At 61.4% G+C, this 22,999-nt stretch carries 16 protein-coding genes; 6 read left to right on the top strand and 10 right to left on the bottom strand.

Translation table 11 applies throughout. The annotated features are described in order from the left end of the window. Positions 1–497 precede the first annotated feature (497 nt). Positions 498–1,307 (bottom strand): XdhC/CoxI family protein, encoded by an 810-nt coding sequence (locus PLU72_05375; protein HOT27596.1) that lies wholly within the window; start codon positions 1,305–1,307, stop codon positions 498–500. 363 nt (positions 1,308–1,670) lie between these two features. On the opposite strand from PLU72_05375, the gene PLU72_05380 reads away from it, so the two are divergent. The 6 genes from PLU72_05380 (at position 1,671) to PLU72_05405 (ending at position 6,512) form a co-directional block, all read left to right on the top strand. Then, positions 1,671–2,891, top strand: a complete 1,221-nt coding sequence (locus PLU72_05380) for a DNA methyltransferase (GenBank protein ID HOT27597.1) — start codon at positions 1,671–1,673, stop codon at positions 2,889–2,891. An 11-nt stretch (positions 2,892–2,902) separates the two neighbouring features. After that, entirely contained in the window at positions 2,903–3,406 is a 504-nt protein-coding gene (locus PLU72_05385) for a DivIVA domain-containing protein (GenBank protein HOT27598.1), read from the top strand. Between the two features lie 9 nt (positions 3,407–3,415). Further along, positions 3,416–3,745, top strand: a complete 330-nt coding sequence (locus tag PLU72_05390) for a DUF167 domain-containing protein (GenBank protein ID HOT27599.1) — start codon at positions 3,416–3,418, stop codon at positions 3,743–3,745. Beyond that, positions 3,742–4,188: a hypothetical protein gene (locus PLU72_05395; protein ID HOT27600.1), complete on the top strand. Its 447-nt coding sequence runs from the start codon at positions 3,742–3,744 to the stop codon at positions 4,186–4,188. The genes PLU72_05390 and PLU72_05395 overlap by 4 nt, the downstream gene beginning before the upstream one ends. 153 nt (positions 4,189–4,341) lie before the next feature. Beyond that, positions 4,342–5,202, top strand: coding sequence for a zinc dependent phospholipase C family protein (locus PLU72_05400; GenBank protein ID HOT27601.1), 861 nt, complete (start codon positions 4,342–4,344; stop codon positions 5,200–5,202). Further along, entirely contained in the window at positions 5,199–6,512 is a 1,314-nt protein-coding gene (locus tag PLU72_05405; GenBank protein HOT27602.1) for a pitrilysin family protein, read from the top strand. Before PLU72_05400 ends, PLU72_05405 begins: the two co-directional genes overlap by 4 nt. Before the next feature lie 15 nt (positions 6,513–6,527). Here PLU72_05405 and PLU72_05410 read toward each other — a convergent pair whose 3' ends face one another. The 9 genes from PLU72_05410 to PLU72_05450 all read right to left on the bottom strand — a co-directional run bounded on the left by PLU72_05410 (position 6,528) and on the right by PLU72_05450 (position 22,980). Next, the gene (locus PLU72_05410; GenBank protein HOT27603.1) at positions 6,528–7,001 is read right to left on the bottom strand and encodes a hypothetical protein; all 474 of its coding nucleotides are present in this window, start codon (positions 6,999–7,001) and stop codon (positions 6,528–6,530) included. A 64-nt stretch (positions 7,002–7,065) separates the two neighbouring features. After that, positions 7,066–8,886: a dockerin type I domain-containing protein gene (locus PLU72_05415; protein HOT27604.1), complete on the bottom strand. Its 1,821-nt coding sequence runs from the start codon at positions 8,884–8,886 to the stop codon at positions 7,066–7,068. Positions 8,887–9,003: 117 nt separating this feature from the next. Continuing rightward, complete coding sequence (locus PLU72_05420) at positions 9,004–9,639, bottom strand: hypothetical protein (protein ID HOT27605.1); 636 nt, start codon at positions 9,637–9,639, stop codon at positions 9,004–9,006. Further along, positions 9,636–10,154, bottom strand: a complete 519-nt coding sequence (locus tag PLU72_05425; GenBank protein HOT27606.1) for a prepilin-type N-terminal cleavage/methylation domain-containing protein — start codon at positions 10,152–10,154, stop codon at positions 9,636–9,638. The genes PLU72_05420 and PLU72_05425 overlap by 4 nt, the downstream gene beginning before the upstream one ends. Position 10,155: 1 nt before the next feature. Continuing rightward, positions 10,156–12,531 (bottom strand): hypothetical protein, encoded by a 2,376-nt coding sequence (locus PLU72_05430; GenBank protein ID HOT27607.1) that lies wholly within the window; start codon positions 12,529–12,531, stop codon positions 10,156–10,158. 113 nt (positions 12,532–12,644) lie between these two features. Then, positions 12,645–15,053 carry an oligopeptide transporter, OPT family gene (locus PLU72_05435; protein ID HOT27608.1) on the bottom strand — a complete coding sequence of 803 codons (2,409 nt, stop codon included), beginning with the start codon at positions 15,051–15,053 and terminating at the stop codon, positions 12,645–12,647. Positions 15,054–15,123: 70 nt separating this feature from the next. Continuing rightward, the gene (locus tag PLU72_05440) at positions 15,124–16,467 is read right to left on the bottom strand and encodes a HEAT repeat domain-containing protein (protein ID HOT27609.1); all 1,344 of its coding nucleotides are present in this window, start codon (positions 16,465–16,467) and stop codon (positions 15,124–15,126) included. A gap of 21 nt (positions 16,468–16,488) precedes the next feature. After that, the gene (locus PLU72_05445) at positions 16,489–22,254 is read right to left on the bottom strand and encodes a tetratricopeptide repeat protein (GenBank protein HOT27610.1); all 5,766 of its coding nucleotides are present in this window, start codon (positions 22,252–22,254) and stop codon (positions 16,489–16,491) included. Positions 22,255–22,368: 114 nt separating this feature from the next. Continuing rightward, positions 22,369–22,980, bottom strand: a complete 612-nt coding sequence (locus PLU72_05450) for a hypothetical protein (GenBank protein HOT27611.1) — start codon at positions 22,978–22,980, stop codon at positions 22,369–22,371. Positions 22,981–22,999: the final 19 nt, after the last annotated feature.

Consider the following 22,999-nt stretch of genomic DNA (forward strand, 5'->3'; position numbering starts at 1 on the left):
TTAGGCACGCCGCCAGCGTTAGTCCTGAGCCAGGATCAAACTCTCCACGAAAATTTTTCAAAAACAGATTCTTGCGAATCCGCCTTTTATCAACTCATGGAGTTTTATATCCCGAATTACTTCGGTCTAACAAACTCAACTTCCTTGGCGTAATCTTGCGATCACGCTCGGAAGCCCACTTGGCGTCTTCCTTGGTCCCTCGATCTTATTCTCAATGAGCTCCGGTCTTTCGATCGGTTCCTTCGGGGCTTGCGGCCTCGTTGGTAGGGTTATATTACCAGCTTCGGCTTCCCGAGTCAACTACCTTTTTTTAATTTTTTTCGGCCTGCGACCGGGGTTTGCGGTGTACCAGTATACAGTTCATACAGGAGATAGGAAACGTCTGTGGGGAGGGAGAGAGCCACCCCATGCAGGTTTTGCAATTTCTTCAGTACTTGCGGCACCCTATTCCTTCCATCCGTCCGTCATGGTCTGCAAAAATTGTTTCAGGATTTCCCTCATTTTCCAGAGGGCGTTCTTGCGTATCGGAGCGTGATGCCGTTCCGGAATGCGACGATCTGGGCGAGGATTTCGAGAGCGATCTCCTCGGGGGTCGTGCTCCCGAGATGGATGCCGATGGGCGCGAAAATGTTCTCGACCCGCTTCGGGTCGGCTCCCGATGCCAGTATGCTCTTTTTCATTTCCGCGACTTTCCTGGCCGAGCCGATCATCCCCACATATTCGGCCGGCGATGCGACGGCCTGCTCCAGCACTTCGAGATCGTGCAGGTGGCCGGGCGTGACGATGACGACGGCATCCGTCGCCTCGACGCCGATCGCCGCGACGCTCCCCGGGTAGGGGCGGCAGATCACGTGCTCGATCTCGGGAAACCTCGACGCATCGGCGTATTCCGGCCGGTCGTCGACGAGCGCCACATGAAAACGCATCTGGGAAGCAAGCCGGGCAAGGGCGAAGCCGATATGCCCGCCGCCAAAGATGACGATCCGGTTCCGGTCCGCCATGTATTCGAGAAAAACCTTCACGTTGCCGCCGCAGACAGGCTCGCCGCTGTCTATCTCGTTCGAGAGATCGTAAGAAAGCAGTCTCGTTCCGCCCCGCTCCGGGAACAGTTCCAGCGCGGCCCTTCTGGTCCGCTCCTCGTTGATACCGCCCCCGACCGTTCCGGCCGTCCGGCCGTCCTCGAAGACGATCATGCGCTGTCCCGATTTTCCAGGGCTGCTGCCGTCAACTTCGACGACAGTGCAGAGCACGAACGGTTTGCGACTGTTGAACGCTTCCTGAAGTTCCCTGAACAATTCCGTGGCCATGCGAACATTCCTTTCGATGTCGGATCCGCCTCATGCGGTCGTATCGTTTCTGTCCCGAATTGTAAATACTCGCTTTCCCAGAATCCAGCAATACTTTCATCTTCCTTCGAGTCATCCGCAGATCACGCAGATGGCGGAGATGTCGCCATTCGCTATTGAATAGGCATATTTATATTATAAAGGCACGACCGGGCCTTTATTTCTCATTTTCCGAATCTTCGAAAAATGTCCCGGAGAGGGCTTTTTCTCGTTCAAGGCTCTTTCCCGAAGGCGGTTTTTCGAGAAAGGCAACAGAAGCGTCAAGAAAACCCTTCGATGCGCCGATAACTTCCCTGATCGGTAGAAATCGTATTCGGAGGCATCATGAGCGCCCACCCCCTGTTCGCGTCACCGGAGACCGTCCGCTCCGTTCCCGGCAATGCCGGATTCATCGAAACGCCCCTTGGAGCGGTTCCCCGCATCTACGACGAATTCTGGACCGCGAAACAGCGCCAGATGCACTCGCTGCATTACGCCCTTTCGTATCGGGCCTCGTTCAAACCCGAGCTGCCCGACTACTTCATCCGAAAGTTCACGCGGCCGGGCGACGCCGTCGGCGACCCGTTCGGCGGCCGCGGCACGACGTTGCTCCAGGCGAACCTCCTCGGCCGGCGCGGCCACAGCAACGATGTGAACCCGCTTTCAGAGCGCATCGCCCGGCCCAAGGTCAATCCCGTGACGGTCGAAGCGGTCGAACGCCGTCTGCAGCAGATCCCGCTCGAGGCCCCCCGCGATCTTTCCCGGGAAGAGGATCTCAGCATGTTCTATCATCCGCAGACCTACATGGAGCTTCTGAATCTGCGGGATTATCTGAAAACGCACCGGGATGCGACCGACCGGTTCATCGAGATGCTTGCGCTCTCCCGCCTTCACGGTCATTCGCCGGGCTTCTTCTCAGCCTACTCGTTCCCGCAGATCTCGATTCCAAAGGCGAACCAGGTCAAGATCAACCGCACGCGGGGCGCGGATCCCGAGTATCGCGACATCGCTTCCCGCATCGTCAAGAAGGCGAAGAGCGCGCTGAAAGACGGACAACTCGACGAGATCAGGCAACATGGGAAAAACACCGTCATCACGACGGGCGATTCCCGGAACCTGAAGGGATGGGCCGACCACAGCGTCGATCTGATCGTCACCTCGCCCCCGTTTCTCAACACGGTCGATTACGTGCAGGATACCTGGCTCGAGACCTGGTTCTGCGGCATCGACTCGCAGAAGCTCGAGAAGGTCGTCGTCCAGACGCCCGATCTCGGGGAGTGGATGCAGTTCATCTCGGACACGCTCGCGGAGCTTCACCGCGTCGTGAAGAAGGGCGGCCTGGTGGCGATGGAAGTTGGCGAGGTGCGATATCAGGGCGAGCTGATCAACCTCGACGAGGCAGTTGTCAACCTGACGTGCAGCAAGAAATACAACGCCGGCCAGTTCAAGGTCGTCGAAGTCTACGTGCAGAGTCAGGAGTTCACGAAGCTGGCCAATTGTTTCAAGGTCACCAACAATCTTCTGGGAACGAACACGAACCGGATCGTCCTGATGGAAAACATCTAGGAGGCAAACAGATGAGAATCACACCCCTCGATATCTACCAGCGCGAGTTTTCGCGCAAGAAGATCGGCGGTCTCGACGAGAACGAGGTCTACGACTTTCTGAAGAAGGTCGGACGCGAATACGAGGCCGTCTACGCCGAGAGCAAGGACCTGAAAGACCAGGTCGAGCGCCTGACGGCCCAGATGAAGGATTATCTCGAGCTCGAGAAGACGCTCAAACAGACGCTCATTTCGGCCCAGAAGGCGTCAGGTGACCTCAAGAACAACGCCGAGAAGGAAGCCGAGCTGATCGTGAAGGAAGCCGAGATCCAGGCCGAGCGCATTCTCGACGAGGCGCGGTCCGAATCCGAGATGGTCGGCAAGGAGATCCGCGAGCTCAAGCGCCAGAAACGCATGCTCAAGGTCGAACTGAAGACGGTTCTCGAATCGTATATGGCGATGCTGACCGAGGATGGGCCTACGCCCATCAGGGCCGTCCCTTCCGTTTCCAAGGCTCCGGTCGCGGAAGCCGCCTGACGACCCGCAATGACGCTCGCCTGCCTGCGCCCGCACGCCCGCGGAACGTCCCTCAGCGTTCAGGCGGCGCCGCGGGCGTCACGGTCGGAAATTGTTGACATCAGCGGGGATCGTTGTAAAATGAGAATCAAGGCGGCTCCTGTCGAGGGGGAAGCCAACGAGGCTCTGACGGCGTTCATCGCCAAGACGTTCGGCATCACCAAGCGTCAAGTATCTCTGGAACACGGGGCTCGCGGCAAGCAGAAAACGTTCGTTCTTGCCGGCATCGCCCCGGAAACGGTTGAAATCATTCTTCGGCGTGCGGTTGAAGAATCCGCGCCGGACAAGGAGAGGGCATGAAAATCCAGTACTGGCTCTGGGCGTTATGGGGAGCCATGTTTCTGTCGATGCTCCTGAAGTGGAAGATCGACACCTATATGGTCGTGGCCCTCATCATTCTTCCCATCCTGATCGTCCTCATGGAAATGAAAGACGAGATTTCCGCTCTCCAGGAAGAATCGAAGCACCAGCGGAAGTTCGTCATGGACCGCTTCGCCGTCCTTTCCGACAAGCAGAAAGACCTCGCCAACCAGTTCGAGAAGAAGGTCGTCGTCGACTTCGCCGAGTTCGCCAAGAGCAACCCGCCTCCCGAAAAGGAGCAGCGGCCGCCCGCGGGCAACAAGAAGAAGAAGTCCGGCAAGCGGCCGGAAGCCGGCGAAGAGGCCGGCGGCGAGGCCCAGGCAGATCAGTCCGTCGATCTCGCCGAAGCGGACGAGAGAGACGCCGAGAAAAAAGAAGCCTGACAGCAAGACTGTTTTCCAGCGAGAATCCCCGGTCACGACGCCGGGGATTCGTTCTTTTCGTGCAGCACGCGGTACAGCCGTTTTCTTGACACCCTCCGGGATCATCCGTATAGTTACAGTATATGCCCCGCACTCGGGGCCAAGGACGGCATCATGCGCTTACGACACATCATGATCTCACTCGTCATTCTCACGGCCGTGCTGTTTGCTGCGGCTCCGGCCGATGCATGGGGCGGTCGCACGCACCGCAAGATCACTTCCGACGCCTATTTCATCATGCCGGCCGCGTTCCGCGCCTTTCTCGGGGCGACGGGCACGGGAGCGAGCGCAAAGAATCCCGCGCTCAAGCCGCTCCTGCAGGCATCCGTCGAACCCGACACCACCCTGAAGGATTTCAGGAACCATGTGTTTCACATTCACGGCAGCGACATGGGCAACGGTCCGTTCAAGGTCGAACAGCTTGCGAACGAGATCGTCGACGACATCAAAAGCAAAAAGTCGCGGGCGACGATCATCCAGAAGCTCGGCTGGCTGAGCCACTACGTCTCTGATCTCGTTCAGCCGCTTCACACCGGCATCGTCGTCATCGACGGCATCGAAGAAAAGCCGTATCACGCCGCCTCCGAGCGGGATATCAACGAGAACGTCCATCTGTTCGGCGTTTCGTTCGAAGGCTGCAGGAAGGTCGAGCGTCTCAGCGCCCTGATGGTATACTGGTCGCTATGGGCAAACAAGTATTACGACGCGATGATCGAGTATTACACGCCGGGAAACCTCAACCAGAAGAAAGGGCGGGCCATCGTCGCCTCCTGCTACTCACGGGCCGTGAACAACATCGTTCTGATGTGGTATACCATCTGGGCCCGCGCCGGCGGCAAGATCAATCCGAGCATCGACGCCCGGCCGAAGTATTTCCCCCCAAATACCGACAAGAACGAGATCTCCCTCCCGCACTCGACCGCCGAGATCGACGAACCCGACGAGGAGGCAGCTCCGGCTCCGGCTTCTGAATGATCTTTCCCTTCAGCCGCCTGTCGGCTCCCATCGAAACCATCGCGTTCCCGAACGGCCTCCAGCTGGTTCTTCACCCGTTTCCGTCGCCCGCCGTGGGTTTCGCCTGCCTGATCCGGAGCGGACCGATCTTCGAAACCGCCACGAACAGCGGCGTGTCGCATTTTCTCGAGCACATGCTGTTCCGCGGAACCCCCGAATACCCAACGTCATCCGAGTTGAGCTGCGCGCTCGACCGGGTCGGCTCGGAATCGAACGCGGCGACGTTTTCCGACATGACGATCGTCTCCTGCAAGGTGCTTCCAGAGTCGCTGGAAGAAGCCATGCGTCTGATCCATCGCATGCTGACCGCGCCGACGTTCAACGGGCTGGCGGCCGAGCGGCGGATCATCCTCGAGGAGTGTCTCGAGGACGAGGACGAAGAGGGCCAGGTGACCGCGATCGACCAGCTTTCTTCGCAACTCATGTATGGCGACCATCCGTATGCCCTGCCGATCCTGGGCACGCCCGAAACGGTGAAACGCATCAGACGGCATCATCTCGAGGCGCACCTGCACGATCATTACAGGCCGGAATCCGTCGTCGTCTCGCTGGCGGGGGGCTTCGATCTCCGAAAGGCCCGAGCCGCCGCCGGGAAGGTGTTCGGGAAATGGCAGCCGGCGCCCCTTCTGCGCGCTCCCGAGCGCCCCGGGCCCGTTCCCGCGTTGAACGGCCCGCGGATATTGTGCGTCGATTCACCCCGAAGCCAGGTTCAAGCGCGGGTTTCCTTCAGAGCGCTCGCCTTCAACGAACCCGATTTTTACGTGCAGAAATCTCTCGTACGCATTTTGGATGCCGGCTCGGGATCGCCCCTGCGACAGGCGATGCAGGATTCGAAGGGGTTCTGCTATTCACTGAGCGTCGGTACCGATTCCTACGAGAACGCCGGCGCGATCCACATCGACTTTTCCGTTCAGCCGGACGTTCTCGAAGACGCCGTCGGAGAATGCCTCCGGGTGATGGCGCAGATCGCGAAAGCCCCGCTCGGAAAGGACGTCGTGGACCACATGCTGTACCAGTATGTGAAGGCGAAACGGTTCGCCTCGACCGACGTCTGGGATTTCTCCGGTCGATACGCCTTCAGGGCGCTGTATCCGTCGCCGATCAGCTTCGCCGAGGAGTTTGCTGCGACCCAGAAGCTCCGGCCGGCGGACATTCATGCCATGGCGTCACGCCTTCTGCGCCGGGCGCATCTCGGCGTGACGCTCGTCGGCGACATTTCAAAAGCCCGCGCGGCGCGGGTGAAAAAACGATTACGAAGCTTCCCGGAGTAACGGGAGCCGCACCCCTCACTTTTTGATCCTGTCCACCTCGGTCGTTGAGGGCGTCTCCTGGACGATCTTGTGCAGGGCCGTTTTCCGCTTCCTTTTCACCGCGGGTTTCAACACAGGCTCCGGCTCTTTGGTCGCGACATTCCTGTCGTTCACTGACTTGCTCTGGGACGTCATGCTCATCGGGGAATTCGGAGCGCTCATTCCCTTGATTCCGGCAGAGTCGGGCTTGTACGGAACATAATGGACGATCGTCCGCCACTCCCCGTTGATGAGGACCCTGGTTTCGACGGCCCGCATTTCGACGAGAGGCGTAGCGGTCGCAATCTGCCCGGTTTTCACCTGTTCTGGCTTGAGGTCGGCCGACATCCGCGAGGCCTCGTCGAAAGATCCCGGGACGGCGGCGACAGCGACGGACCAGCCGGCCGCCCACAGCGCGCATGCGGCAACACATCCAATTATATATTTATCAGTATTATATTTTCCGGACATCCTTCCCTCCGGTTCCGGGAACCGGGGGCGGCGGCCAGTGCCGCCGCCCCCTCGTCGCGCGTTCTCAGTTGTCGCCCATCGAGCCGGCCGGCTGGGCGGTTTCCTGCGGGTTGGCGCCCGTTTCGACCGTCGTCCCCGTCGCCGTGTCGGCTGGCGTTGTCGCCGCTTCGGTTGCAACCGCCGCTTCCGTGCCCGACGCCGGTTCCACGGCGGGCTTGTAGACGACGGGAGGCTGGGTGATCTTCTTCACGAGCGCCTGGAAGTCTTCGTTGTTGATCACCTTGTCGCCGTTGATGTCGAACTGGGCGAGCCAGGGAGAACTGACCTTGATCCCGTTCTTTCCGGCACGCTGGACGACGTGAGCCAGCTTGAGAAGGTCGGCCCAGCCAAGCTTCCCGTTTCCATTCAGGTCGCCGGGAATGTAGGTGGGATCGGCCGGGAACACGGTGCGGCCGCCGAACACGGCTTCACGCAGGAACTGGAAGTCGCTGATCGTGATCCTGCCGTCGCCGTCGAGATCGGCATTGGCAAGAGTCGACGCCTTGCGGCCGAGGTGGAGGACCAGCTTCGCCAGGTCTTTCCGGTCGATCTTGCCGTCACCGTTGACGTCGCCAAGCTTCGCCGTCGCTTTTTCCATGGCAGCGATCTGCTCGTCGATGCGGGCGTTTTCCTGCCCGATCGCGGTCTCTGCTTTCAGCAGGGCGGCGAGCTGCTCTCTGAAAGCGATCATCTGCTTGGGGTCGAGAGCGTTGAACGTGCCGGCGTTCATGAAGTCTGCTTCGACGCCGTCGAGATTCTTCGCCATCTCGGCGCTCAGCTTGTCGAGTTTCTCGTTGAGGGCGCGGATGCGCTTCTTCGCATCTTCCGAATACGGCTTCTTCGCGAGCAAGTCCAGAAGCTCTTTCTGGAGGGCGGTGATTTCCTTCTGCTGGGCGGTGAGCTTGTTCATGCGGTCGCTCAAACCCTGCCAGGAGTGCTCGGCCTTCTCGGCCAGGGCAAGCAGGCCCTTCCGGACGGCAGCCTCGCCGTCTTTGATCTGGGCCTGGATCGCCTGCTGAGCCTTTTCTGCGGCCTCGACGTTCGCCGTCAGCTGGGGGTTCAGGATGATGCCGTCGTATTTCTTGTCGTCGAGGAGCTTCTTGTGAGCGGCGTTTTCCTTCTCGATTTCCTTGCGGCCGGCGGCGATCTTTTCGTTCAGCGCCTTGATCCGTCCCTGGAGTTCCTTGAGGGCGTCGGGGGTGATCTTCTTGCTGCTCTGGAGAAGCTCGTCAACCATCTTCTGTTTCTGGGTCGTCAGGTCGAGAACGTCCTTCTCGATCTTCGCCACGGCATTCTGATGGTTGCGGATCGCCTTGTAATACTCGTTCCGGGTCTCTTTCCGGATATCATACCGGGACGCAAGCTCGACGAGATTGCCGACGTTCACGCCCGCCGCCTTCCCGGCTTCGTATCCGGCTCTGATTTTGTTCGCGGCGACCATGTAATAGCCCTGGCCGTTCAGGCCGGCTGCGTTGGCCGTGTAGGCTTGGACGATGTGGTTCTTGTAGACATCGGGCTCCTTGTCCTTGATCGAATCGAGCCACCGGGTGAACGCGACCGCCGAACTGCGGAGTCCGGCATAATCCTTCTGACGCTCCATGTCGTCGAGCCGTTTTGCCCAAATGCCAGCCTGTTCCTTGGGGGTGACGCGCACGAACTCGGCAGCCATTTTCTTCTCAACGTCGTCCGCGTCGGGCTTGCCCTCGTCTTCCCTGATATCCGTCTCTTCCTGGGCGGCCGGAACGAGAGCGGCTTCGGCGCCCGCCGTTTCCTCGCAGAACGAGGCCGTCGACATGCTCAGCAGTGTCGCCACGATCAGACCGCCGGTCAGAACTGTTTTCCTCATACGTTTCGAAACCTCCGATTTAATATATTATTTCTGATATATATTTACCGTGGGGCCGCCGACATGCAATCCATGTCGGCAGCATCACTCCAGATCATTCTAGCATACGCCCTTTCCTTACAAGGAGTCGTAGAAATAATTCCACCAGGCCGTCTGCATCAGCTGGCCCGTCACGAAGAAACTGGAAAGATCGACCTTGCCGCCCGGGAACCGCGGGTCGGATGATTCGACGGATATCCGCACAAACAGCTGGTCCTGGACGAACACGTCGTACCCGGCGGCGACCCGCTGCATCTGGCCGATCTTCGCCGCATCGAAACTCCTGATGCGGGGAACCGCGAAGTTTCTCTTCGAAATCGTCCCGGCGGCGTTTTCCTCGCGTTCGACGTATTTTCCGCCGGCTCCGGAAATGAGCCTGTAGGTTACGGTGGCGACGGGCTGAACGAAAACCAGGGTGTCCGACATCGCCGTCGTCAGATCGGGAAACGTCGTCGCCCCGGTCGGAATCGTGATCTTCGGGGCGGATGTATTGACCTGGACCGAACCCCGCAGATCCTTCCGGATGTTGGAAAAGATCTCGTTCGCGGCTCTGATCGATTCGAGGAGGTCCATCCCTTTGACGGAGCTTCGAATTCCCTGGGAGAACATGGCATGGGCCGCGCCCAGAATCAGGCTGCAGAGCAGAACCACCACCAGAGCCTCGACATACGTGAAGCCTTTCGCGGAAGCGGATCTCGGGCGCAAACCGGTCATGGCTCTTCCCTCAGGACAAGCGAGAACGACGCGTTGTGGATGACGGAATCGTTTTTGGACATCCGCCACGCGAGGCCGATCGTCACGTTCCAGAATATGCCGTTTTTCAGAACCTGTTTTCCCGCGGTATCGAGCTGTTCGATCTTCACGACACGGGCCAGGAAGTTCGGATTCAGGGGCGAGCACAGCAGAACGATCTCAGTGCCAGGGATGCGAATGATGCCCGGTTCGACCGCCGGGGGCGTCTGCGGGTTCAGGGCGGCAACGATCTGCGGGTCTTCGAGCAGGGTTTTGATGCTTTCGCCCGTCACCTCGCGCATCGATTTCAGCCGCTGGGACAGCCGCAAAAGCTGTTCGCCGAGTTCCTCGGCGTACTGTACGGCCATGATCTCGAACACCGAAGCCCTGCTCGTCCGATTGGACGAGGAGAGCATGCCGAGCATCGGCGCCGCCGCGAGTCCCACGACGACGCAGGCGACAAGCACCTCGACGAGGGAAAAGGCTGAACGGCGCATGTCAATCGTCTCCCGAAATTTCGAGCGAACTGGGCTTGTCTTCTGGCAAGAACTCGCGCGAAGCGGCATACCCGGGCCCGCCCGGATTGAACCGGGGGTTGTATCTGATCTTTCCTCCGCCGGTGAAGTCGGTCATCGTCGTCCTCGTCGAGCTGTCGTCGGGATACATGCCCATTTCCCAGACCGCAACGCCTCCGAAGATATCCATGCGGCGCTGACCGTTCGAGCTTCCGCACAGCAGCTTTCCCCCTCCCCGGCCTCCTCCCGGCCCTTTCCGCTGGGCGAGCAGGTAGGCATGGACCGGCTTGTCGGTGTCGAGAATGATATTCCCGCCGAGAGCGGCGAGGGTCAGCAGTTTTTCGGGAGCATCCCCTGCCATCGGAGCAACGATGGTATTGCCGATCGACACATCGCCGCGGTCGGCGATGATCATCATGTTCTGGTTCAGCCATATCCCGGGCACGCCGGGCGGCGGGACGACAAGCGGCTGGCCGGGGGCAGCGCGCCGGCGGATGTAGAAAACGCCCTTTCGCCGGGGTTTCCACCAGCCGGCATGGGAGGCATCCTCGGAGGCGGTGATTTTTGCGAAGAGGGTATTGGCGAACAACTGGTTTTCCTCAGCCTGGCTCGAGCATCCCGAAAGATCGACGATATGGGAAACGCGCCCCGGAAGATTGTCCTTCGTCATCGCCAGATCGACCAGATTCCCCTGGAAGAACAGATCGTCGGGCGAGTTGCCTTCGCGAAACCGTATCTCGAACGAGGTTTCCCAGGGGTGCAGTCCCGGCGGGAGCGTGCCGCCCATGTCCGCCGCGCCGGGTACGAGGCTCCGCTGAACGACGCCGGCCAGCGCCGCGCTTCCGGAGAGGAAGTTCGGATAGTTCGACGTATAGCTCATGAAATCGAACAGGGCATTGAACGCGACTCCCGCTGAGGTCGCCCCCGGAATGAACGCGACCGGCGAGACACGGGAAAGGTTCGTGAGGCCTTCCTTGCCGGCAGGATCGCCTGACGCGGCCTTGAACACGTCCTGATACGCCGGTACCGCTGGCGCCACCGCGTCGGGCGCATTCACCTGCGCGGTCTTGTCGTAGACGAGGGAGGGATCGGGGCTCGTTTCGAGCTTCCGCTTGATGCATACAGACCAGTATGCCGGGTCGGATGACGGCAACGCGGGCTCCTTCAGCATGAAGAACTTGAGAAAGCCCGCCAGCACGGGGCCGACCACGAGGGTGCGGGAAGGTTCGTCGTTCTCCCCGAACGGCATCAGCCATGAGGCCGCGGAGTCACCGGGATTCGGCAGGGACCAGAACCCTTTCGTCGCGACCGGGGCGGGGGTGATCACGCCAGGGACGTTTTCCTCGGCCGTGAAGAAGCCCTGGTAGATTCCATGTATAGCGATAGGTATTCCATGAGTCGTCGGGATCGCGAAGGCGGCGGGATCGAGGATATTCTCGGGCGGCAGAACGAGTTTTCCCGCGGCATTGACGACCGCTCTCGAGAACATGAAGTTGCCGCCGGCCGCGTTGTTGTATCCGGATGGGATACGCAGAAGCACCTGGCCGGGCAGGGACGTGTCATGACTCGGGCCGAGGAAGATCCATCCGCGGTTTTCGAGGTCGGTGGTCGTCACCGGCGAGCCGGCCGAGATCGAGTCGGTGCCGTTGATGATCTTCAGGGGCGCGTTGAGATGGAGTCCCGAGGGCGGGAACGGATGGGTGTATCCCGGATCGACCTTGCCATTGTAGACGACGCCAAGACCGTTGTATGAAGTATACGACGGCGTATACGGCACGAAGAGGGTGAAGCGGGCGAAGGGGCCGGGCACCATGCTGACGATGCGGAACTGGCGCCTGACCCTGGCTCTTCTCGCCAGGCCCTGGTACTCGACGGCGCAGGTGATGTTCAGATACCCCATCTTCTCGACCGGATCGCGGCCGTCCTGCATCTGCTGGGGGGTGGTGTCGGGATTGACCTGCACCATGTCGTCGAAGGAGACTTCCATGCGTCTGCAGATCGGCCGCGGCTCGAGATCGGCGATCGACTGGAGATACGAGTGGTAGTCGGCTGCCACCTTCGCCAGCAGCCCGGTCGGATCGGGTGCGACGAACGGAGCCGTGTCGGCCGAGGTTTTCAGGGAAGCGGCCGCGTTGTCGATGAACGTGTCCCCAGCCGTCTGAATCTGCTCGGCGAGGAGGTTCGCGCCGGCCAGGGCCAGCATGCCGGCCACCTCGCCGATCTTTTCGTGATGAGCGCGGATATTCTGTCGCCGCACCAGGGTGTTGTAGCTGAACAGGAAGATCGCCAGCACCATCGCGGAAAGAATGACCACGCCGAGGACGAAGCCTCTTCTCGCGTCTCTCAGACCCGTTTCCATATCTCTCACAAGCATGGCACGCCGGAAGAGGGGTGGCAATACATTTTTTTCAACACGTCGGGCCGGAAGGCGAGGCTGCCTCCCGGCCCGACAGGGCTTTCACCGCATCGAGGTTACGGTTTCGAACCTGCCGAAGGCTTGAGAATCCATTGGCGGCCGACGGAGAAGAGGAACGCCCCGAGGCCGAGGAAGATCAGCGTCGGATACAGGTCCGACGTGGCCAGGGCGCCGACCTTCTCGTGCATGTCGAGGGCCTTCGAGACGTTCTCGCTCGCGCCCAGGAAGGCGATGAAGATGCCGGCGATGGCGCCTCCCGCGATCAGGCCCGACGAGAGAAGCATGCCGGGGCTCGATTCGGTCTCGGCGATCGACTGGTTCTTCGCCGTGCGGTCGACGAGCCACCGGATCGCGCCGCCGATGAAGATCGGAAGCGAGGAGGAGAGAGGCAGGTAGACGCCGACGGCGAAGGGCAGGGCCGACACCTGGCACAGCTCCATGATGAGGGCGATGAACGCGCCGATGAACACGAGAATCCACGGCAGTTTCTGGGTCAGGATGCCGTCGATGATGACGGACATCAGTTTCGCCTGCGGCGCGCCGTATTTGGGCACCGAGCCGGTATAGTTTACTTTATATTTCACCGTTCCGTCGTCGAGAACCAGATACCGGCCCTCGGGCACTCCCTCGACCTCCTGATCGAGCTGGAGCACGAGATACAGCGACGAATCGTTCCCAGCCGTCGGCCCGCGGCGGCGTTCGCGCGCCGTCAGCCGCGAGGCGTCGACCTTCATTCCCCTCGAGCCGACGTCCTCATAGACGATGTCCGAGTCTCGATGCGCGATGGTGCCGTTGATGCCAGGATCTATGATATAAGCGATCTCCCCCTTCGCGTCGACGAGATACCGGCCGGGAAGAACGTCCTCGACTGCCTCATGCACGCGCAGCATCCGGTATTCCCCTGGGTCGGCACGTCGCTCGTTTTCGGGGAGGATTGCCGGCTCGAGCTTCGCTGCCTGTTCAGCGGTGATTCGATGTTTGAAGGGCACCGGCGGTTTCGCGTAGACGGTCGAGGCCGAATCGAGGGCGAGCAGAATGACGCCGATGACGACGGCCGACGAGAGGGCGCCGACAAGGATGGCGATCTGCTGGTAGTAGGGCGTCGCGCCGACGAGCCAGCCGGTCTTCAGGTCCTGGGAGGTCGTGCCGCCGTTCGAGGCCGCGATGCAGACGACGGCCGCGATCGAGAGGGCCGTGAGCCGGTATCCCGCGCCCGTCCAGCCCATGGCGAGGAAGATGAGGCAGGTGAGCAACAGCGTCGAGACGGTCATGCCGGAGATCGGGTTCGACGAGGAGCCGATCTCGCCGACGAGTCGCGAGCTGACGGTCACGAACAGGAAGCCGAACATGATGATGAGAAGCGCGCCGAGGAGATTCACCTGGAGGGACGGCGAGGCCCAGATCGCCGCAACGAGGGCAAGCGAGCCGATCACGACGGCGCTCATCGGCATGTCCCGGTCGGTCCGCTTCTGCGCCTCGGCGCCCGCGCCGTTTTTCGAGCCGGAGAAGATATCCGTCACGCCGGCTTTGAAGGCGCTGAATATGAGCGGAAGCGAAGAGATCATGCTGATGATGCCGCCCGTCGCCACCGCGCCGGCGCCGATGTACAGCACGTAGGCACTGCGGATGTCGGAGGTGGTCATCGCCGAGATCGGCAGGGTGCCGGGAAAGATCGGGTCGTTGAGCTGCTCGCCGAACATCTTGATCAGCGGCGTCAAAACGAGAGTGGCCAGGATGCCGCCGGCGAGCATGATGCAGCCGGTCGCCGGCCCGATGATGTAACCCACGCCCATTAGCTCGGGGGAAAACTCGCCCGCGACCTCGACACCCTTGTACCAGCGAATAATATACGATGGGATATCTTTCCACAGTTTGAGGCCGGCCATCAGCAGTTTGTAGAGGAACCCGATGCCGAAGCCGGTGAAGACGGTCTTCGCGTTGGTGCCGCCCTGCTCGCCGACGATGAGCACCTCGGCACAGGCCGTTCCCTCGGGATACGTCAACTTGCCGTGCTGGGCGACGATGAGGCCGCGGCGCAGCGGGATCATCATCAGAATGCCGAGGAGGCCGCCGAGGCAGGAGACGGTCATGACGCGCGTCACTTCCATGTCGTAGCCGAGAATCATGAGGGCGGGCATCGTCACGCCGACGCCGAATGCGATCGACTCGCCGGCCGACCCGGTCGTCTGGACGATGTTGTTCTCCAGGATCGTGGCCGGCCTGATTTTGAACATCTTCGCGAACAGGCGGAACAGGGTGATCGAAATAACCGCGACGGGAATCGACGCGCTGATCGTCATGCCGACCTTGAGCACCAGGTAGACGGACGACGCGCCGAATACGATGCCGAGCAGCGCCCCCACCAGCACCGGCAGCAGGGAAAACTCGGGAATGACCGTTTCCGCGGGAATATAGGGTTTGTGCTGTTCCGCCGGCTGGGCAACAGCGCCTTCAGGGTAACTCATCGGATCCTCCGCTACAAAGAATACGCCGTGCCGAAGCCGGTTCGAGCCGGCATCGGCGCGGCCAACGATATCACATATCGACCGGCTTGGAAAGTCGCATCAGCAGGTCGGTCGCCATCTCGCCGAGCTCGGTTTCGGAGGTGCTGACGGCGAGAAGCGTGTCGACCCCTTGGGGGTCGTCCGTCAGGCCGATCACGTACGCGGCGCAGATCTGCTGTTCCGGCGAGCCGTGGACCAGCAGGTATCGGAGGATTTCGCATCCCGTCGCGCCCAGTCCGAGCAGGGCGATGGCGGCGGTTTTGCGAACGTTCCATGAGGAATCGTCGGTCAGGCCAACGAGGCTGTCCTTGAACTGGAGGAGCCGCAGTTTGCCGGCGAGATAGGCCCCCGACGCCCGGCGTTTCTCGTCGGGGCTTTCGAGAAGCCGCTCGATCTCGCCCATACTCTCGACGCAGCCGAGTTCCCAGAGCGTCTGGACGGCGTCTGCCTTGACCCGGTGGTCCTCGTCCTGCAGCAGTCCCTTGATCCGCTCGATGATCGCCTCGTCTTTCCGGCCGCCGGCGAGGAACTGGCGCTTCAGTGCCACCGCCGCGTTCGCGCGCGTGCGGGTGTCTTCGTGCCTCAGCATGTCGCCCAGGAACTTCTGCGTCGCCGCGCCCGGGAAGCCGCCCAGGGCGGAAACAGCCGTCGCCCGCACGCGATCGTTGTCCGTCGTTTTCGCCAGTTCGAGCAGGGGCTCGACCGAGCCGGGATCGCGCAGCGACGCCACGGCCTGGACGGCTGCGATGGCCACGATCTCGGATCTGTTTTTCAGCAACCTGTGGAGCCGACCCGATGCGTTCGGCAGTCCGCTCTTCCCGAGGGCGCTCACGGCGATGCAGACGACGTCGCCCTCGGGATCGTCGAGGGCCGACAGGAACAACGGCGTCCAGCGCCGATCGCCGCCCTGCTCGAGAATGACGAGCACGCCCCACCGGAGCAGCCGCGGAAGCTTCGAGAACGTTTCCTGAAGCTGTTCGCCTGCCTTCGCATGACCGAAGGTCGCGAGGGCGGCCATGGCGAAGGCCCGCTCGGTATCGTCGCCCCGCGCCATGAACTCGAGCAGGGGCTTGTTCGCGAACTCTTTTCCGACCTCGTTGCCGATGAACTCGGCGACGTCGGTCAGCAGACGATGCCGCTCCATCAGCGCCTCGAACGTCTTGACGCGCGCCATCTCCGGGTCGTTCATCCGCTCGAGATGACGGCTGAGCAGGCTGAACGGGACGGGCATCACGGTTCCCTTGATCACGCCGAGAAGCTTGCGCTCGACCTCGGGCCGCCCCTCGCCGAGTGTGCGGAGAACGGAAACGGCGAACCACGTGAGAAATCGCTCGTACCGCTCGACCAGGTCCAGGAGTTCACTCATCTTCAACATACCGGGCACCTCGTGACAGCGTCATTTGCCGCTGATCCGCAGAAGGGCGTCGCGCACCTGGTTCTGCAGCGGCGAGTTCGGATACAGATTGAGAATCTTCTCGTAGGCGGCACGCGCCTTCGTGTAGTCACGCTGGTAGACTTCGTACGTGTAGGCGATCGCGAACTGGGCGTCGGCGGCGAACTGGTTGTTGTAATATTGGGAATTCAATTCTTCCCAGTATTTTATCGCCTCCGCGTAACTGGCGAAGCCGTCCCTCAGGACGCTTCCCATGCGATAATACGCCTCGTGCACGATCGGGTCGTTCTTCTTCGTGTCGATGATGCGCTGGTAGATGCGCCGCGCCTCGTCCCAGTTCATGACGAGCTGTTCGTTCGCCATACCGAGCTTGAGATTCGCCTCGTCGACGAACGGCGAGTTCGGCACCTCGCGGGTGAACGCCTCGAGCAGGCGAAGCGCCTTCTGGCCGTCGCGCAGCTTTTCCATATACAGGTCGTACAGTTTCATCACGTACTCGCCGTAGAGCGGGTCGCCCTTGTTCTCGGACAGCCAGCGCTCGTAGTATTCGCCGGCCTTTTCCGGGTCCATGAGCTGGTTCTCGCAAAGCGCGACCAGCTCATTCAGGATATCGAGGGTCGCGGGCGAGTCGAGACTCTCGTCCCACAGGCCAACCAGCTCGCGCTCCGCTCGGGTGTAGTCCCCGAGATCATCGATGAAACGCTCCTTGATGTCCTTCAGGATCTCGAGAATCTCCTTGTCGTCGTCGGTATACACGCGTTTCACAGCCTTGCGCACCGGTTTCTTCGCCACCGCCATCTTCTTTTCGACGAGCCGCTTGAGCTTGGAAACGGCGAACTCGCGCACGTCGGCGATGTCGCGGTACTCGTCTTTCACCGTTTCCCAGAACACGCGGGCCAGTTCCTGATTCGCAAGCTTGTCCTCGACGAGGGCGCCGATGCGGATCAGCAGGTCGAGATTGCGCGAATCCGGCGCGACGGTCTTGAGATACTCGTCGAGCACGGTGACCGCCTTCACGGCGTTTCCCTTGCGCTCATACAGCGAGGCGATCTTCAGCATGAGATCGCGGGACCGCGACAGGTTCGGATGGCTCTTCAGATATTTTTCGTATTGCGCGATGGCCCGGTCGAGATCCCGCAGGTCATTCTCGAGCACCTTCCCGATGTAATACGGGAACTCCGAGCCGCCCTGCTTGGAAAGCCCGCGAAGCCGTTCCAGCTGCGCAATGTCGAGTTGGGCCGCCACGTTTTTTTCGAGCGCCTGGATGGCCGCTCGATGGCTCGGGGCAAGCTGACGGAAGGCGAGAAGTCCCGTCAGCCGCTCGTGCGCCTGGGCGAGCCGGCCGGCCGCCTCATCCTGCTTGTAAAGCCAGTAGAATCCCGATCGGCTGAGCCGGCTCCGGGGATACCGGTTCACGAGGGCCGAGTAGAGGCGATAGGCTTCGGCCGTCTGCTGCCGCCGGGCTTGAATCCGGGCCATTCTATACAATACAATATCTTTACGACAGCCGGGATGGTACAAACTCTCCCAGGCCTTCTTGTACATATCGAGCGCGCCGACGTCGTTCCCCGTCTCCTCGAGCAGGCGGCCGGCCAGATATCGCAGTCTCGCGGCATGCGGCCGGTTCTCGATGCGGGACAGCGCCTCCTGGAGAAGACTGAGCGCGTAGTCCGGATCTTTCTCGAGGCGCCAGATGCGCCAGATCTGCTGTTCGGCCGCATCGTGGTCGGCCCGTTTCTCTGAATACAAGACGCGTTCGCGGAACCGGCCCAGACCGTTGATTTTCCTGGTCAGCTCCTGGCGGGCGGCGGGATCGGTGCAGGCTGCGAGACCGGCCTCCCAGAGGCGAAGGGCGGCCGAGGCGTCGCGATCCTGCGTCAAGGCGATCTCGCCCAGCCCCAGCCAGGCTTCGTCGCGCCGGGGCGAATCGGGATACAGCTTCAACAAAGCCTCGTAATCCTCGCGGGCCTTCGACGGCTCCTTCAGGGCCTCGCCGTAGATCCGGGCGCGCTCGAGCAGGATCTCCTCGCCGTCGGAGCCCTTCACGCCCTTCCGGAGCATGTCGCCGAGTTCGGCGACGGCTTTGACGGCCCGAGTGTTCTCCGAGCGAATCTTGCTCTCGCGGAAGAATTCGGAGCCGGGATACACGAGCGTGATCTCGTAAAACAGGTCCTGCGCGCGGTATTTCGCGTCCTCGCGTCCCTCGACCAGGCCGGCGAGCCTGAACAGGCGCGCAGGCGTTTCGGGCTCTTCGGGGAACAGTTCGATCTGGCGCTCGATCTCCTCGATGACGCCGAGCTTCGAAAGCTCGTCGCGCTTCTTCTCGACCCATAGCTGGGCCTCGGGCATCGTCCAGATGTCGCCGTATCCGTCGAGCAGCGCACGAACGGCCTTTTCATCCTTGTCTTTACGGGCTTTTTCGACGAGTCGCTTGAGCGCCGCGAATCGGAACTTTTCCTCGCCCTGCGATTCGAGGGCGTTTTTCACGTAATCGTAATTGTCGGTCAGCTTTTCGAGACGCAGGCAAATCTCGCCGCGCCGGGGCGATTCGAAGGCAAGCGCGGCCTCGAGCGTCTTAACCGCCTCCTCCTTCTTCTCATCCTTTTCCAGGAGCACCGCCTTGCGAATCGACGCATCGACCCGCACCGCCGCCGGAAGGGACGAGTCTTCGATCAGCTTCTCGTAGAATCGAAGGGCGTTCTTCCCGTCGTCGGCGGCCTCGTAGATCTGCGGCAGCCGCTGACGGATCTCGACGGCCCTCGGACCTTTCGGGAAGAACGAGAGATACTCGAAATACGCCTTGTTGGCGGGCTCGTATTTTTTGAGCATCCGATCGAGGGCCATCGCCATCCGGTACAGAAGTTCGGAAAGAGCGTCGGGGTAGTTTCGCTCCGTGAGCAGTTTCTGCGCCTGTTTGACGAACGTCTCGGCATCGGGCGCCCGAAACATCATCCAGGATATATAATGCCGCACCGCCTTGCCATATATGTCGGCCGGAACTTTTCCGCGCTTCAGGAGTTCCGCCAGGATCTCGACGGCCTTCTTGCCGTCGGGTTTCCTGGCGTCCATCAGACTCAGATACCGCTCATACAGCTCTGCAGGCTCGAGATCCTCGAGTGTTTCGGTTTCGGAAGCGGTCGCCCGGGTCCCGGAACGCTCTCCGAGCTCCTGCGTGTCCGAGGCGGCGGCAAGCTCGGCGGCCTCGCGGCGCTTTTTCCGTTCCTCAGCCTGAGCGGCAAGCCAGGTATCCGGCCCGCCTTCAAGGTCGGCCTGCTCGATTCCCTTTTTCGCCTCATCCGCCAGGGCAGGAGACAGGCGCACGACGCGCCGGAAGAACCTGATCGCCTGGACCGGGTGGTGCAGCGCAAGATACGCCTGCCCCATGGCCAGCGAAGCTTTCGCGACATGTCTGCTCTGCGGGTATCGCCGCAGGAATGCCTGGAGCGTCGGAAGGCCGCGGGCGGCGTCCCCGGATGACAGATACAGCCGTCCCAGACGGTACAACGGCGTCTCCATGTTCGGATCGAGCGGTTCGGCAAGCGAAGCGGCGGTCTCGTAGAGCTGGATCGCCTTCGGAATCGACTTGTCAATTCGATATGCGATATTTCCCAGGGTGAGCAGGCAGGCGAGCTTCGTCGTTCCCGAGCTCGTTTCGGCGAGCCGCTCGAACACGGCGCGCGACTGAGCCGGGTAGTGCCTGTAGAGCGCGCCGCCGATGTCGTAGGTGAGTCCCCACCGGATCTCGTCGGGCATCTCGGCCTCGGCGATCTCGCCGGCGAGGCTCTCCAGCGGCGCACTCGAACTGGCGAGCGTGAGAACGTCGATGAGCTGACCGTAGAGGTCGAACCGGTCGCGCAGGCCAGCGGCGGCCATGCGGTCGCGCAGTTCGGCCTCGCGGCGCCGGAACAGCAGATCGCGCCATTGCGCCTTCGTTTCGAGATACCCCTTTTCGGACGGCAGACTGTGGTCGAGGTATGCCCGCAGCATTTCGAGGGCGCCGACGTAATCCTGGCTCCCGAGCAGCCGATCGGCAAGGTCTTTTCTGAATATCTGGGCGTCTTTGGAGTCGGGATATTTCGCAATGAAGTCGCGCATCTTCTTCTGGGCGGTGTTTTCGTCGCCGAGGGATTCCCGGTAGACCCGGATGCTGTCCTTCATGCCCTGCATCGCCCAGTAACTGTCAGGATAGGCGGCGGACAGATCGCCCCAGGCTTTCAGAGCGCCGACGGGGTCTTTCCGGTGAAGCGCGAGCAGGTTTCCGATCTTGTACCGCACCTCGTCGAGGCGGCCCCAGTCGTAAAGCACGTCCAGCTTCCAGGTCGACTGTCGCGGAACGGCTTTGACGAGATACCGGTTGTAGAGATCGAGCGCCGCATCGTAGTCGCGGAGGTCGTTGTCGGTGATCAGCGCGGTCCGGAACAACGCTTCGCGTACCAGTTCGTGATCCGGGTGCTCGGTGAGAAACTTTTCGTACAGCTTGAGGGCGGCACGCACGTCGCGACTGCGGTATTTTTCATACGCCATGTCGAACAGGAGCTGCGCCTTCGAGACTTTCGGCTCGGTGCGAGCGAGCGCCTGCACGAGCCAAGGATCGACGGCGACGCCCCGGCGCTTTCGGTGGATGTCGAGAGCGCGTTCGTAGCACGACTTCGAGCGGTCGGGGTCGTTCATTTTATACTCGGCTGTATATCCGGCCATCTTCAGGCCGAGAACGCCCCACCACCGGTCCTCGTCCTCGACCTCCTCTCGCTTCTGGAGAGAGAGCGACGGGGTCGCGGGAACGAGGTGCGGCGGCAGACTCGCGAGTTCCTCGAACACCTCGATCGCCGCGGCGGGATCGTTCAGTCGCTCCACCAGAAGATGACCGAGGAGGATGCCGCTGATCCGGTATTCGAGGGGGTCTTTCGTCGCCTTCCGGAATGCACGGTAATCCTCGAGCGCGTCCTTCGGCTCTTCGAGGGGCAGATGGAATTGGCGCAACGCGCCCCGCACGAACAGGGACTGCACGGCCGCCTCGGACTCATACGGGGGCTTGATGGCCTGCAGATACGGAGACGCCCGTTCCGGCTTCGACAAGTCGTAGGCATAAAACAGGCCGATGTGGAGTCTCGCGAGGTCGGCGGCGTCGCGCTCGGGAAAGCGGGAGATTTCCTCCCAGGCTTCGAGAGCGCGCATGCCGATTTCGAGGTCGTACCCGCGGGCGAACCCCATCAGATACGGCATTTCCTCCATCTCGCTGAGTTCGGGGAACGGCGTGTAATACCGGCGGAACGCCTTGTACAGGTCTTCGATCCGCGTCAGTCCTCTTCCGACGATGCGGGCGCGGGCGATCTTGCCCTTGACCAGATACTCGCGCGGCGGGTTCCACTCGAGCATCCGCTCGAGTTCGCGCTGGGCCTTGTCGAACTCTTTCTGGTCGACGAGAATCTCGGAAAGCAGCAGCTGCGCCTCGCACTTGACGTCGACCGGCACGGGATCGGACCGCACGAGCGTGCGGATCAACTCGAGCGCAGGCTCGGGCCGCGCCAGTTCCTTGTACTGGCGCGACAGGAACAACCAGCCCTCGCCGGGTTTTCGCGACGGATGCTCGCGCAGGAAGCTCAGAACGCTTCGCTTGATCACCTCGTCCTGTTCCCGGGCCGCAAACACAGGCGCGCTCGCGATCCGATCGCGCGGCCGCGCGTCCGCCTGACCGGACCAAGCCATGGCGATGCAGCAGCCAAGAACCAGGCGGCGGCTGGTCAGAAATACGTTATCGAAGAGAGGCATGGCAAGGGGATGATAGCAGATATTGCGGGTGCGAGACCACCGATCGGGAACACCCGGTAGTACACGTAGGGGCGGGTTTGAAACCCGCCCCTACAGGAACATCCGGGAACTGCGTCAGTCGGACCATCCGAGAAGCCGGAACGCCTCGTCGATGCGGTCGACGGTTGTGCCAACCATCATCGAGTCGAGGGCGGCGGCCTTGTTCATGTTCGCTTTCGCCTGGTCCTTGTCGCCCGCAAATGCATAGGCCAGGGCCGTCAGCGCGTATACTTTCGCCGTGCTCAGCGCGAGGCCGTTGTGCTGGCTGACGAACTTGTCGGGAGGCATGTTCCCGAGCAACTCGGCAGCCCTCAGGTAATCGTCGGTCGTCTGGTGCCTGAAGATCAGCGCCGCGGCCAGGCCGACCTTGGCTTCCTTGCTGCTTCCGGCGGCGATTTCGAAATAGGGAATCGACTCGAGGATCTTGCCGTTTTTCGAGATCGCCCAGCCGAGGCCGTTGTTGGCATCGATCCGCTGGGCATCCGTCAAAGGCTCGGCGAGCGCCTGCATGAAACTGGACTCGGCCGTCTTGTAGGCGCCCGTTTCCAGGTTCGCCCAGCCGTCGTTGATCAACTGCTGCGCCACGACCGCATCGGACGTTCCGCCGCCGTTGCTGCCGCCGCAGTTCTGAATCATCGGGAACGTCAGCAGCACCAGCAGCAGAATCGCCAGCTTTCCCTTGTTCATCACCTGTCCCCCGTTTTCC

The organism is Candidatus Ozemobacteraceae bacterium (genome assembly GCA_035373905.1).
In the GTDB taxonomy this organism is placed as follows: domain Bacteria; phylum Muiribacteriota; class Ozemobacteria; order Ozemobacterales; family Ozemobacteraceae; genus MWAR01.